Below are 12,428 nucleotides of genomic sequence, written 5' to 3'. Positions count from 1 at the left end.
TTACATTTCTAGCAATCGATGTGAGTCCGGTCTCAATCCTAGGGACTGAGACCGGACTCAGCAAGACCACATCGACAGTCCCGCGCCGCGGGTCTCACTGCCCGTCTGCCCCACCCCTCACCCTCCATGATTGGAAACGCTGTGAACACAGGAAATAAGATGCGCCCTGTGGCGCTCATCGCCGCTGCTGTGGCCGCGGTCCTGGCCCTGTCCGGCTGCGGCGGCACGTCCTCCGCCTCGTCCACGCCCGCGGACAACCCCTACGGCCTGATTGAGCCCGGCACCATTCGCGTCGCCAGCCTGGGCGACTCCAAGCCCTACACCTTCGCCGACGCCCAGGGGAACTTCACCGGCTTCGACGTCGAACTCTTCAAGGACGTCGCCCACCGCGCCGGAGTCGACAACGTCGTCTTCACCGGACAGGACTTCTCGGGACTGCTGGCCGCCGTCGCCAACGGCCAGTTCGACGCCGGCGTCGCGGCGATCGGCATTACGGACAAGCGCAAGCAGACCGTCGACTTCTCCGACGGCTACCTGGCCGGCTACCTGACCGTCATCACCACAAAGACCTCGGGCATCGCCAACGCCGACGGGCTCTCCGGCAAGCGCCTCGGCGTCGTGCAGGGAACGCTCCAGGAGGCCTACGCCGTCAAGAACTTCACCACCGCGGACCTCGTGCGCTTCCCGGACAACAACACCGCCATCTCGGCGGTGAACAGCGGATCCATCGACGCACACTTCCTGGACTACGAGGCCGCGAAGGCCTACCAAAAACAGTACGGACTGGTCAGCGCCGCCGACATCCCGTCCTTCGACGCCCCCGCCGGCTTCGCCGTGGCGAAAGGCAAGACGGCCTTCACGGACGCCCTCAACAAGGGTCTCGCCGAAGCCATGGAGGACGGCACCTGGAAGAAGCTTTACGAGAAGTGGTTCCCGGGCTCCCCGATGCCCGAGCAGTACCTGCCGAAGGCCGAACAGACGGCCAGCCCGACGCCGAGCAAGTAAACGGCCCAGCCGCCACCTGACCGGGCGGGCCCCACCGTGCGGCCCGCCCGGCATCCACAAACCACCTACGTTTGAGAGCAACCATGGACTGGTTAAGCACCATCACCCGCACCTTCTTCGACTTCGGCGCAATGGCCGAAGTCCTGCCCCAGCTTCTGGGAGTCGGTCTCCTTAACACCCTCATCATCTCCATTGCCGCAACGATCATCGGCGTTGTCCTGGGCATGGTGGTCGCCGTGATGGGGATTTCCCCGTCCAAGTGGCTCCGTATCCCCGCACGGATCTACACCGACCTATTCCGAGGCCTACCTGCCATCCTGACTATCCTGCTGATCGGCCAGGGGTTCGCCCGCTTCAGCCAGTCGATCTTCGGCCCCTCGCCCTACCCTTTGGGAATTATCGCCCTGAGCCTGATCGCCAGCGCCTACATCGGCGAGATCTTCCGGGCCGGCATACAGAGCGTGGACAAAGGCCAGGGTGAAGCCTGCCGTGCTCTGGGCATGAGCTACGCGAAGTCCATGGCCCTTGTGGTGGTGCCGCAAGGCGTCCGCCGGGTTCTGCCGGCGCTGGTGAACCAGTTCATCGCGATCGTCAAGGACTCCTCGCTGGTCTACTTCCTGGGCCTGCTGGTCTCCGAACGCGAATTGTTCCGCGTGGGCCAGGACGCCGCGGTCCTCTCCGGCAACCTCTCGCCGCTGGTCCTGGCCGGGATCTTCTACCTGCTGATCACGGTGCCCCTGACCCATCTGGTCAACTACTTCGACAACCGCTTCCGCACCGGCCGGCGGCGCCCCGCCGCGCCCAGTAGCGGCCTCAAGGAAGTCAAAGAACTCGCCGCGGCCTCACCGCTGACAACCGGGAGCAACACATGAGCCTCGCAAGCAACACCGCCAGCAGCACCACCGGTGCAAAGAACACCGCCCCCGACATCGAGACCTTCCATGGCTCCAGCCTGGAACTGAACAACCTCACCATGGCTTACGGCGACATCGAGGTGCTTCGCAATGTCAGCCTCACCGTCGCCCCCGGCACCACCACCTGCATCATCGGCCCCTCCGGCTCCGGGAAGTCCACCCTTCTCCGCGGCGTCAACCGTCTGCACGAACCCAAGAGCGGGGACGTGGTGCTGGCAGGCGAGAGCGCGCTGGAGGTCAAGCCGGATCTCCTGCGCAGCCGCATCGGCATGGTGTTTCAGCATTTCAATCTCTTTCCGGACCATACCGCCCTCGAAAATGTGGCACTGGCCCTCTGGAGCGTTAAGGGAATGCCCAAGGCTGAAGCCAGGGAGCGCGCCCACCGCCGCCTCGCCGAAGTGGGTCTCGCCGAACGCGCCGACCACCGGCCCCGGGACCTCTCCGGCGGGCAGCAGCAGCGCGTTGCAATCGCACGCGCCCTGGCGATGGAACCTGAAGTCATGCTCTTCGACGAGGCCACCAGCGCGCTGGATCCGGAACTGGTCAAGGGGGTGCTGAACCTGATGGCCGGCCTTGGCCGCCGCGGCATGACCATGCTGGTGGTCACGCATGAGATGGGCTTCGCCCGCAAAGTCGCCGACCAGGTGGTCTTTATGGATGAAGGCGAGGTTGTCGAGTCCGGCACTCCCGCCGAACTCTTCGACACCCCGCAAAGCGAACGCCTCCAGCGCTTCCTTTCGGAAGTGCTCTGATGGAGACCCTGGAGGAAGACACCGTCGCGACACCCATCCGCACAGCCGTCGTCGGCTTCGGAGTCTCGGGCAAGGTCTTTCACGCCCCGCTGATCTCGGCGCATTCTGCCTACTCGCTGGACGTGATCGTTACGGCTGATCCTGGCCGAGCCGCGGAGGCGGCACGGCTCTACCCGCAGGCCCGGATCGTCCCGACGCCCGAGGCTTTGTTCGCCCTCGCCGGCGACCTGGACCTGGTGGTCCTCGGCACGCCCCCGCTGACGCACTTCGACCTCGCCGCGACTGCCATCGCCCACGGCCTGCATCTGGTGGTGGACAAGCCCTTCGCCACCACGGCGGCGCATGGCGCAGAGCTCATCACCCGGGCGTCCGACGCCGGGGTGAAGCTCACGGTGTTCCAGAACCGGCGGTGGGACGCCGATTTCCTAACGCTTCAAGAACTTCTCCGGGACGGGGCGCTGGGTGAAGTCCGCAGCTTCGAGTCGCGCTTTGAGTGGTGGCGGCCCGAAGGCTTCGGAAACTGGCGGGACACGGCGGCAGTGTCCGACGGCGGCGGCATCCTCAACGACCTCGGCGCCCACCTAATAGACCAGGCCATTCAGCTCTTCGGCCCTGTGGCTGAAAGCAGCGGCGAGACAGCCAACCATGGACATCCCGACGGAGCCGATACCGAGGCCTTCGTTTCGCTGCTCCATGAATCCGGGGTCCGGTCACGGCTGTGGATGAACGGCATGGCAGCCCAGGTCGGCCCGCGTTTTCACGTCCTGGGGTCCCGGGCCGGGTACACGAAGTGGGGCCTGGACAGCCAGGAGCCCGCCCTCGCAACCGGCATGCCGCCGTCGGATCCCGCCTACGGCCTGGACCCCGAGGAATCCTGGGGCCGAATTGGCGTGGATGGAGGCACCAAACCGGTCACGGCGAAGAGAGGAGCCTACCCCGAGTTCTACACCCGGCTGGCGGCAGCCCTCCGGGGCCAAGGACCGCGGCCGGTCGACCCCGAAGAATCACTCAACATTTTGAAGGTCATCGAGAACATCCGAGCCTTCGCCCAGCCCTAACCGCATCCCCCACGGGGGCCGTGCGCAACCCAAGCACCTGCAAAGAAAGGAAGACTCATGTCCTCCACCCCCTCAACCAAACGCGTGGCCGTTATCGGCGCCGGCATCCTCGGCGTCTCGACTGCCGTCCACCTGCTCCGCGAAGGCGCGTCCGTCATCCTGCTGAGCGAAGAGGGCCTGGCCAGCGGCGCCACGGGCCGCTCGCTGTCCTGGCTGAACTCCGCCGGCGAGCGGTCCACCCCCTACCACCAGCTCCGCGTGGCCGGCGTGGACCGCTACCGCACGCTCTTCGCCGCTGACCCCGGCCGGGACTGGCTGCAATTCGGCGGCGGCCTCATGTGGAACGCTCCCGGACAGCGGGCCGCCACGGAAGCGCGCCACAGCTACGAGACGTCCATCGGCTACGACTCCAAACTCCTGGCACCTGAACAGATTTCCGCCGCGACACCCGGCCTCGATCCGGACGCCGTAGCGGAGAACGCCATCTTCAATCCCGGCGAAGGCTGGGTCAGCCTGCCCGAACTGGTGGACTTCCTGATGGAGGAGTTTCACTCCCTCGGCGGGGAACTCGTCCTCAACGCCGGCAAGGTCTCCGTCACAGTCGATGCCGGCCGGGCCACCGGCGTCGAGACGGCGGCAGGGGACACCTATGCAACGGACACGGTGCTGGTGGCCTGCGGGGCCGCAACGCCCGCCGTCGTCGCGCCCCTCGGCGTCGAGATCCCGAACGGCTCCCCGGTTTCCATGCTGGTGTTGACAAAGCCTGTGGACCACGAAATGAAGGCCGTGCTGAACACCCCCCGGGCCGCCATCCGGCCCAACCCCGGCAACGCGCTGGCCTTGGACCACGACTGGTACGAGGAGCGCATCACCGAACACGCCGACGGCTCCTTCAGCATCCCCGATGAAGTGGTCCAGGAACTGGCGGATGAAGCCTCCAAGCTCATCGCCGGCAACCCCGAACTCAAGCCCGCCTCCTGGAAGCTCGGGTACAAGCCCATCCCCGGCGACGGCGAACCGGTCTTCGGTGAGCTCGGCCAGGTGCCCGGCTGCTTCGTGGCCTTTACGCACTCGGGGGCCACGCTCGGCCTCATCGCGGGCGAACTTCTTGCGGGCGAGATTCTGACCGGTGCCAAGCACCCGCTGCTGGCCACCTTCCGGCCGGGACGCTTTTCGTAGGGGGAATGCGTCCGCGCTGCCTCCGGGCCGGGTTCGCCGGAAGCTCCCTGAGTGTCAGGCTCTCCGGCGAATTCGGCAGCGGAGACCCGGTGCGTGCCGGCCTAGGGCAGCCGCGATGGCCGCAACAGGCTGGGCGTGCCGGCGAGAGCGGGATCCAGGGGCACCGGGCTGACCAGCACGGCCGGGCCGCGGTGCAGCAGGCCGTCCGACAGCGGCTGGCAGCGCACGCCGCCCCGCCCGCGCATGGCGGCGTGGGCTCCCGGGGCGAGCATCTGGTCCATCCAGGCACACGGGTGGGCCGGCCGCCCTGCCCGGAGCCGCACCAGATTCCCGCCCGACTCGAGGGCGAAGTCGTGGCCCAACAGGGGAGCCAGGTGGGCGCCCCGGAGGACCACGTTGCGCCGGGTCAACAGCGGGTCAAAGGGCCCGACGCCGAGCTCCGCGGCCATCGCCTCGAGGGCTTCGGCCGCGATCAGGGTGACGGCTGCATCCATGTGCGCCGCCTTGCCGAAGAACCGGTCGCCGACGATCCCTTTGCCGGCCACCAGCTCCACCCGGTTCGCGTCCGTTGTGGGGACGTCGGCTGCGCCCTCGCGGGCGCGGCCAAAGTACGCGTGCGCGGGCGACACGAGGAGGTTCAGAATCTCGATGTCGTACCTGTAGCTTGCCGTCATGTCCTCAAACTATCCTTCCCGGCCGCGGACGGCACGTCGCTGGAAGGGAAGTGCGGGGAGGACCGCCAGGCCGCAACCGGCGAGGCGTACCCTGAGCCTATGGACTCCGAGGTCCGGACTCTGCGGCTCACCACAGGCATCACGGTGCCGTGCCTCGTCCGGGGAAGTGCCGGCGCGCAGCCGCTGTTGCTGTTGCACGCATGGGGCGAATCGCGCCGAAGCTTCGACCGCCTTGTTCCCCGGCTGACCGGCTTCAGGGTCTATGCGCCGGACCTCCGGGGTCAGGGAGACGCGGACAAACCGGCGGACGGGTACTCGCTGGCGGAACAGGCCGGGGATGCCGCCGCCATCCTGGATGCCCTCGACGTGCGGAGGGCATTTGTTCTCGGCTCCTCCAGTGGCGGCTACGTGGCCCAGCAGCTGGCTGTCGGGCACCCGGAGCGCGTCGCGGCGCTTGTGCTGGTGGGCGCTCCCTTGAGCCTGCGTGGCCGGCCTGCATTCGCGGACGAAGTCGATCGCCTCACGGACCCCGTCGACGAGGACTGGGTGCGGAATTCGCTGTCCTGGTTTCCCCTGCTGCATGCCGTGCCGAGGTGGTTCATCGAGGACCGGGTGCAGGACGGCATCAGGATGCCCGCGCACGCATGGAAGCGCATTCTGGAAGGCCTGTGTGCCGCCTCAGCGCCCACCGAGTCCGGAACGATTCATGCGCCCACGCTGATCCTGTGGGGAGCCCACGACGGCGTGCTGCCGCGGCGGCACCAGGAGGCCCTGGCGGCACGGATAGCGGGCGCCGAGTTAAAGGTCTATCCCGGTGTCGCGCACCTGGTGCTGTGGGAGTGCCCCGACCAGGTGGCTGAGGATATGACGCAATTCCTGAGCTCCGTCGACTGAGGCCGGAAGGAGGCGCACCACGGCGCCGAGCCAGCGTGAGGGTGGCGGTGCTGCGGGCGGGCTTCCTCCTATGGCGCAAACCAGTGTGCGGGCGCAGAATGCAGACATCAACAGAGAGGAGCGTGAGGTCTGTGGAATCTGCAAACGAGAACGTGGTGAAACGGCTGGTCGCATGCATCAATGACCGTCGGGTTGAGCTCATGGATGAGCTGTTCCACGACGACGCGGTGATGCACTGGCCGCAATCCGGAGAACTCGTCCGCGGCGCCGAGAACCGAAGGGCCATCTACAACACCTTCCCGCAGCTGCCGACCATCACGCCCCGCAGGCTGGTCAGCGGCGGTGACCTGGTGGTCCTCGAGGCGTCACTGGACTACGACGGCCCGACGTATGAAACGGTCTTTATCTTCGAATTCCGGGACGGCAAGATTGCCACGGAAACGGCGTACTGGAGCGAGGCCTTCGAAGCGCCGGCCTGGCGCGCCCAGTGGGTTGAAAAAACCTAGCGGAAATCAGAATCGGATGACACCGTCATGCACAAGACTGCGGGTGCAATGATGGTGGCCATGAACATCGTCGAGTTTCTGGAAGCGCGCATCGCGGAAGAAGAAGCAGCTATCCGGGATGGCATGTTCGTTGTCGGCACGTCCGATCGTCCAGACGAGCGAGGTGACGGCAAGGGTTCCCTCGGCGAGCGGATGGAGGAGGAATGCGCGCAGAAGAGGGCCATCATCGCCAGCTGGAAGCAAGCTGCCGAGGACGAAGGAATCGAGGATCCCGCGGATGCTGAGGGGACGGTTGCCGTCGCCCGCCGGGCCATGCTGACCATTTTGGCCGGGTCCTATCGGGAGCACCCGGACTACGATCCGGGATGGTCGCCGGATCTGCCCACCGACGTGCCGGCTGAATAGCCCGGGGCTACTCGGCGGACGGCCGCTTGCGCTGCAGTTTCGTCGCCGCCCGCTGTCCCTTGGCCGCGAGGCGGCGCTGCTTCGATCCCCGGGTAGGCTTGGTCGGCCGGCGGCTGGCAGCCTCGGGGGCAAGGCCCTCTGCCACAAGGCCGGCGAGCTTGGCCAGGGCGATCTCACGGTTGCGCAGCTGGGAGCGCCGCTCGGACGCGGTCACTGTGACCACCCCGGCGACGAGCCGCCGTCCGAGCCGTGTGGCCAGCCGCAGCCGCTGCTCTTCCGAAAGCGCCGTTGAGGCGACAATGTTCCACGAGAGTTCGACGCGGCTGTCCGAGGTGTTGACGTGCTGGCCGCCGGGCCCGGACGACCGCGAGAACCGCCAGCCGAGCTCTGATGCGGGAATCGTGAGCGCGGGTGACACCTCCAGATCCATGGAACTAGCGTTGCACGATATTGGCCGGTCCGCCGCCTAGGGCCGGTCCGCCGCCACCGGGTGCCAGCCGCAACCGGCCCACCCGCTCGCCCAGGATCCGCCGGGCCTCCCCGGGCAGTCCTTCGTCGCTGATGAGCTCGTCTGCTTCCTCCAGGCCCGCGATGGTGCTGATGCCGAAGGTGCCCCACTTCGTGTGGTCGGCCAGCACCACCACCCGGCGTGCCGCGGCCACGAAGGCGCGGTCCGTCTCGGCTTCCAGCACGTTCGGCGTCGTAAAACCCGCGTCGGCATCCACGCCGTGGACGCCCAGGAACAACACGTCCAGGTGCAGCTGCTTGAGGGCCGACGTCGCCAGCGGCCCCACCAGCGCATCGGAGGGCGTGCGCTCGCCGCCGGTCAAGATCACGGTGGACGGGGAGGGGCTCTGGTGGAAGACGTCGGCCACGCGCACCGAGTTGGTCACCACGGTGATCCGGGGCCCGGCGGAGAGCAGCTGCGCCAGCGCCCAGGTGGTGGTGCCTGCGCTGAGCCCGACCGCCATGCCTTCGCGCACCTGGGCCGCGGCCTCGTGCGCGATCGCCATCTTCTCGTCCTGCAGCTGCGTCACTTTCAGCTCGAAGCCGGGCTCGTGGGTGCTCACTGCGCCGGGCAGCTTGGCCCCGCCATGGATTTTTTCCACGGCGCCGGCCGCGTCCAGTGCCTCGATGTCCCGGCGGACGGTCATGAGGGACACGCCCAGCATCCGGGCGAGGTCCGCGACGCGGACGATCCGCTCGCGCTGGACCTCCGCGATGATGGCGGAGTGGCGTGCTGCGGCGAGCATTCTGAGTCCTTTGTGGGGTTCCGGCGGGGATTCGGGGGAGCGGTAAGCAACGACTGCCCGGGCTTCCACCTACACATCCTAGTGTCCGTACCCGTCAAAAGCACACACTTTCTGCTTCATTTTGTGCTCTATTGTTTGAAAATGTTTTTGTCGTGTACAACTGAAGCCATGACGCGAACCACCATGACCCGCCTGGCCGACGGCCGCGAAATCCTCTATTTTGACGACGCCGGGTCTGCGGAGCGGCCCGCCGCCTCCCTCGTGGACCACCGCGAGCTGCCCGCCCGCCCCGAACCGGGCCAGCTGCGCTTCGATGCGCTCAGCGGGGAATGGGTCGCCGTCGCCGCGCACCGGCAGTCCCGCACGCACCTGCCGCCGGCGGACCAGTGCCCCATCTGCCCGACGACGCCGGCCAACCAGACCGAGATCCCGGCGCCGGACTACGACGTCGCCGTCTTTGAGAACCGCTTCCCCTCCCTTGGGCCGGCCACGCACGACGTCCCGCCGGCGCCCGGCTGGGGGACCACCGCGCCCGCCGTCGGCCGCTGCGAGGTGGTGGCCTTCACCCCGCAGCACACCGGATCCTTCGCCGGGCTGGGCTGGCGCCGCACCCGGACGGTGATCGACGCCTGGGCCCACCGCACGGAAGCGCTCAGCGCACTGCCCGGCATCCAGCAGGTCTTCCCGTTCGAAAACCGGGGCGCCGACATCGGCGTCACCCTGCATCACCCGCACGGGCAGATCTACGCGTACCCCTACGTCACGCCCCGCGCCGCGGTGCTGGCGGCCGCAGCGGGCGCTTACTCCGCCGCGTCCGACGGCGGGGCGACGCTCACGTCCTCCCTGCTCCGGGCCGAACGCCACGACGGCAGCCGCATGGTGCTCGAAGGCGAACTCTTCAGCGCCTACGTCCCCTTCGCGGCCCGCTGGCCCCTGGAAGTCCACCTCGTCCCGCACCGCCAGGTCCCCGACCTCGCCGCCCTGAACGGGGCCGAACGCGACGAGCTGGCGGAGCTCTACCCCGAACTCCTGAAGCGCTTCGACGCCCTGTACCCGACGCACACCCCCTACATCGCGGCCTGGCATCAGGCTCCGCTGGAGCCGGCCCTGCGCCGGGACGGCCACCTCCACCTGCAGCTGACCTCACCCCGCCGCGCCGCGGACAAGCTCAAGTACCTGGCCGGCTCCGAAGCCGCCATGGGAGCCTTTATCAACGACACCACGCCGGAATCCGTCGCCGCCAGGCTGCGGGAAGTGGCCAGCGCCGCAAGCCGCACCACCCTGACCCCGGAAGGCGCCCCCGCATGAACACCACCACACGCATCGACGCCAGCGCCCTGGCGGACCGGTTCGAGGCCACGTTCGGCGCCGCCCCGCAGGGCGTGTGGGCCGCTCCGGGCCGGGTCAATCTGATCGGCGAGCACACCGACTACAACGAGGGCTTCGTCCTGCCCTTCGCAATCGACAAGCGGGCCAGGACCGCCGTCCGGCTCCGGGAGGGCTCCCTCCGTAAGGACAGTCGAGTCCGGCTGCTGTCCACGTTCGGCGACCAGGGGCTCGTCGACGCCGACCTCGCCGCCCTGGCGCCGGGCGCCGTCAAAGGCTGGGCCAAGTACCCGCTGGGAGTGGTCTGGGCCTTGCAGCAGCGCGGCCTCGACGTCCCGGGGTTTGATCTTCTCCTCGACTCCGACGTCCCTCTCGGTGCCGGGCTTTCCTCCTCGCACGCGATCGAATGCGCCGTCGTCACTGCCCTGAATGATTTGCTTGGCGCCGGACTCACCGCCGAGGAAATGGTCACACTCACCCACCATGCCGAAAACGCCTTCGTCGGCGCGCCCACCGGCATCATGGACCAGTCGGCGTCGCTGCGCGGCGCCAGCGGGCACGCCGTCTTCCTTGACTGCCGGGACCAGTCCGTGGAGCTCGTCCCGTTCCAGGCGCAGGATGCCGGGCTGGTCCTGCTGGTGATCGACACGAAGGTGGCGCATTCCCACGCCGACGGCGGTTACGCGTCCCGCCGGGCGTCCTGCGAGCTCGGCGCCGAGGTCCTGGGCGTCAAAACCCTGCGGGATGTCGCCGTCGCGGACCTGGAGGAGGCCGGCGGCCTGCTGGATCCGGTGACGTTCCGGCGGGTCCGGCACATCGTCACCGAAAACGACCGCGTGCTGCAGGCCGTGGACACCCTCCGGTCCCAGGGCCCGGCCCGGATCGGACCCCTCCTTGATGCCAGCCATGCCTCCATGCGGGACGACTTCGAGATCTCCTGCCCGGAACTGGACCTTGCCGTGGACACGGCCCGAAGCCACGGCGCCATCGGGGCCCGCATGACCGGCGGCGGCTTCGGCGGCTCAGCGATCGCCCTCACCCCGGTGCAGGACGAGCAGCAGGTCCGCGGCGCCGTCGTGCGTGCCTTCGCGGACGCTGGCTTCACCGCGCCGGACATCTTCACGGTCACGCCGGCCGCCGGAGCGGAGCGCCTGTCCTGACGTCGAGTGCTCCCCACCGGCCCCCTCGCCTCGCAAGCTCGGCCAGGGAACCCTGCCGGCGTGGGCCCAAACGGCCCCCTCGCCTCGCAAGCTCGGCCAGGGAACCCTGCCGGCGTGGGCCCAAACGGCCCTTGAGACCCCTCAAAAGGGCCGTTAGGGAGTAGCCGATGAGGCCTGGGCCGGGCAGCCGCAGGACTGCCGGACCCGCAGTTCGGTAGGGAAGGTGCGGTGCTCCGCCGGCTCGCCGCGGCGTGCTCCGAGGAGGGCACTGACGGCGGCTTCCGCCATCACCCGGACGGGCTGCTCCACCGTCGTCAGGGCGGGCCAGCTGTATTCGGCCTCGGCGGCACCGTCGAAGGAGGTCAGGGCGATATCGCCCGGCACATTCAGCCCGGCTTCGTGGATGGCGCGAAGGATGCCGATCGCCTGCATGTCCGAACTTGCGAAGACGGCCGTGGGCCGGTCCGCAGAGGCAAGCAGCCTGCGCCCGACGGCGTACCCGCCCTCCCGGCTGAACGGTCCACGGACAATGGGTCCCTCCGGCAACCCGGCCGCTGCGAGCGCCTGCAGCCAGCCCTCTTCACGCAGGTCGTAGTCGTGGCCGGTGTTGGTGCCCATGGCGAGGGCGATGTTGGTGTGCCCGTGCCCGATCAGGTGGTCCACCGCCATCCGTGCCCCGGCCGCCAGGTCCACGCCCACACTGTTGAAGCCGGGTGACTTGCCGCCATGGTTCAGGAGCACCGCGGGGATCTCGGCCGATTCGAGGGCCGCGAGGTCGGGTTCAAACAGCACGCTGGCGAGAACCACCCCGTCCACCTGGCGCGAGGCGAGGTTGCGGATGTTCCGGCGCTCCTTGGTGAGGTTGCCGTCGGAGTTGGTCAGCAGCAGGGCGTAGCCGAGCTCTGCCGCGGCGTCCTCGACGGCGTGGGCCAGCAGCGAGAAGAACGGGTTGGTGTTGTCCGGGACGATCAGGCCGATGGTCTCGCTGGAGCCCAACTTCAGGGCGCGGGCGGCGGCGTTGGGCCGGTAGCCCAGGATGCGGATGGCGTCCTGGACCTTCGCCTCCGTGGCCGGGGCCACCTTCTTCGGGCCGCCGTTGACCACATAGCTCACGACGGCGGTGCTCACCCCGGCGTAGCGGGCGACGTCCTTGCGGGTCACCGGGCCGCGGGGGGTGTGCACTGCCGAAGTCGTCATGGCTTCCATGCTAGCCACAGGGCCGATCGCTCACGGGGCGCCTCTCGAGATGAACATTTCAGACAGTGTCCCACGGCAATCTACTCGAGTCAACGGTTACCGGCC

General features: G+C 68.3%; 14 protein-coding genes. 10 read left to right on the top strand and 4 right to left on the bottom strand.

Annotated elements, in window-relative coordinates; genetic code table 11:
- Nucleotides 1–159 precede the first annotated feature (159 nt).
- The 5 genes from AC6EUH_RS10880 (at nt 160) to AC6EUH_RS10860 (ending at nt 4,908) form a co-directional block, all read left to right on the top strand.
- On the top strand, nt 160–1,005 hold the full coding sequence (locus AC6EUH_RS10880; RefSeq protein WP_056430209.1) for an ABC transporter substrate-binding protein: 846 nt from the start codon (nt 160–162) through the stop codon (nt 1,003–1,005).
- Between the two features lie 83 nt (nt 1,006–1,088).
- On the top strand, nt 1,089–1,877 hold the full coding sequence (locus tag AC6EUH_RS10875) for an amino acid ABC transporter permease (protein WP_056430206.1): 789 nt from the start codon (nt 1,089–1,091) through the stop codon (nt 1,875–1,877).
- A complete protein-coding gene (locus AC6EUH_RS10870; protein WP_499738630.1) occupies nt 1,874–2,671 on the top strand; it encodes an amino acid ABC transporter ATP-binding protein in 798 nt (265 codons plus the stop codon). Before AC6EUH_RS10875 ends, AC6EUH_RS10870 begins: the two co-directional genes overlap by 4 nt.
- Nucleotides 2,671–3,729, top strand: a complete 1,059-nt coding sequence (locus AC6EUH_RS10865; protein WP_499738629.1) for a Gfo/Idh/MocA family protein — start codon at nt 2,671–2,673, stop codon at nt 3,727–3,729. Before AC6EUH_RS10870 ends, AC6EUH_RS10865 begins: the two co-directional genes overlap by 1 nt.
- A gap of 57 nt (nt 3,730–3,786) precedes the next feature.
- Nucleotides 3,787–4,908 (top strand): NAD(P)/FAD-dependent oxidoreductase, encoded by a 1,122-nt coding sequence (locus tag AC6EUH_RS10860; protein ID WP_499738628.1) that lies wholly within the window; start codon nt 3,787–3,789, stop codon nt 4,906–4,908.
- A 101-nt stretch (nt 4,909–5,009) separates the two neighbouring features.
- Here AC6EUH_RS10860 and AC6EUH_RS10855 read toward each other — a convergent pair whose 3' ends face one another.
- Nucleotides 5,010–5,582, bottom strand: a complete 573-nt coding sequence (locus tag AC6EUH_RS10855; RefSeq protein ID WP_499738627.1) for an MOSC domain-containing protein — start codon at nt 5,580–5,582, stop codon at nt 5,010–5,012.
- Nucleotides 5,583–5,681: 99 nt separating this feature from the next.
- Here AC6EUH_RS10855 and AC6EUH_RS10850 point away from each other — a divergent pair, with 99 nt between their 5' ends.
- The 3 genes from AC6EUH_RS10850 to AC6EUH_RS10840 all read left to right on the top strand — a co-directional run bounded on the left by AC6EUH_RS10850 (nt 5,682) and on the right by AC6EUH_RS10840 (nt 7,387).
- On the top strand, nt 5,682–6,476 hold the full coding sequence (locus tag AC6EUH_RS10850; RefSeq protein ID WP_499738626.1) for an alpha/beta fold hydrolase: 795 nt from the start codon (nt 5,682–5,684) through the stop codon (nt 6,474–6,476).
- A gap of 131 nt (nt 6,477–6,607) precedes the next feature.
- Nucleotides 6,608–6,982, top strand: a complete 375-nt coding sequence (locus tag AC6EUH_RS10845) for a nuclear transport factor 2 family protein (protein ID WP_499738625.1) — start codon at nt 6,608–6,610, stop codon at nt 6,980–6,982.
- 60 nt (nt 6,983–7,042) lie between these two features.
- Nucleotides 7,043–7,387 carry a DUF6221 family protein gene (locus AC6EUH_RS10840; protein ID WP_499738624.1) on the top strand — a complete coding sequence of 115 codons (345 nt, stop codon included), beginning with the start codon at nt 7,043–7,045 and terminating at the stop codon, nt 7,385–7,387.
- A 7-nt stretch (nt 7,388–7,394) separates the two neighbouring features.
- On the opposite strand, the gene arfB is transcribed toward AC6EUH_RS10840, so the two are convergent.
- Nucleotides 7,395–7,817: an alternative ribosome rescue aminoacyl-tRNA hydrolase ArfB gene (gene arfB, locus AC6EUH_RS10835; RefSeq protein WP_499738623.1), complete on the bottom strand. Its 423-nt coding sequence runs from the start codon at nt 7,815–7,817 to the stop codon at nt 7,395–7,397.
- Between the two features lie 4 nt (nt 7,818–7,821).
- Nucleotides 7,822–8,640, bottom strand: coding sequence for a DeoR/GlpR family DNA-binding transcription regulator (locus AC6EUH_RS10830; RefSeq protein WP_499738622.1), 819 nt, complete (start codon nt 8,638–8,640; stop codon nt 7,822–7,824).
- Between the two features lie 168 nt (nt 8,641–8,808).
- On the opposite strand from AC6EUH_RS10830, the gene galT reads away from it, so the two are divergent.
- Nucleotides 8,809–9,948 (top strand): galactose-1-phosphate uridylyltransferase, encoded by a 1,140-nt coding sequence (gene galT / locus AC6EUH_RS10825; protein ID WP_499738621.1) that lies wholly within the window; start codon nt 8,809–8,811, stop codon nt 9,946–9,948.
- The gene (galK, locus tag AC6EUH_RS10820) at nt 9,945–11,126 is read left to right on the top strand and encodes a galactokinase (RefSeq protein ID WP_056430179.1); all 1,182 of its coding nucleotides are present in this window, start codon (nt 9,945–9,947) and stop codon (nt 11,124–11,126) included. Before galT ends, galK begins: the two co-directional genes overlap by 4 nt.
- 153 nt (nt 11,127–11,279) lie before the next feature.
- Here galK and AC6EUH_RS10815 read toward each other — a convergent pair whose 3' ends face one another.
- Nucleotides 11,280–12,332 (bottom strand): LacI family DNA-binding transcriptional regulator, encoded by a 1,053-nt coding sequence (locus AC6EUH_RS10815; RefSeq protein WP_499738704.1) that lies wholly within the window; start codon nt 12,330–12,332, stop codon nt 11,280–11,282.
- Between the last annotated feature and the right edge of the window lie 96 nt (nt 12,333–12,428).

Source organism: Arthrobacter sp. 001422645 (assembly GCF_059816125.1).
The sequence above is the reverse complement of the archived record's forward strand: the minus strand, read 5'-3'. Positions and strand labels throughout refer to the sequence as shown.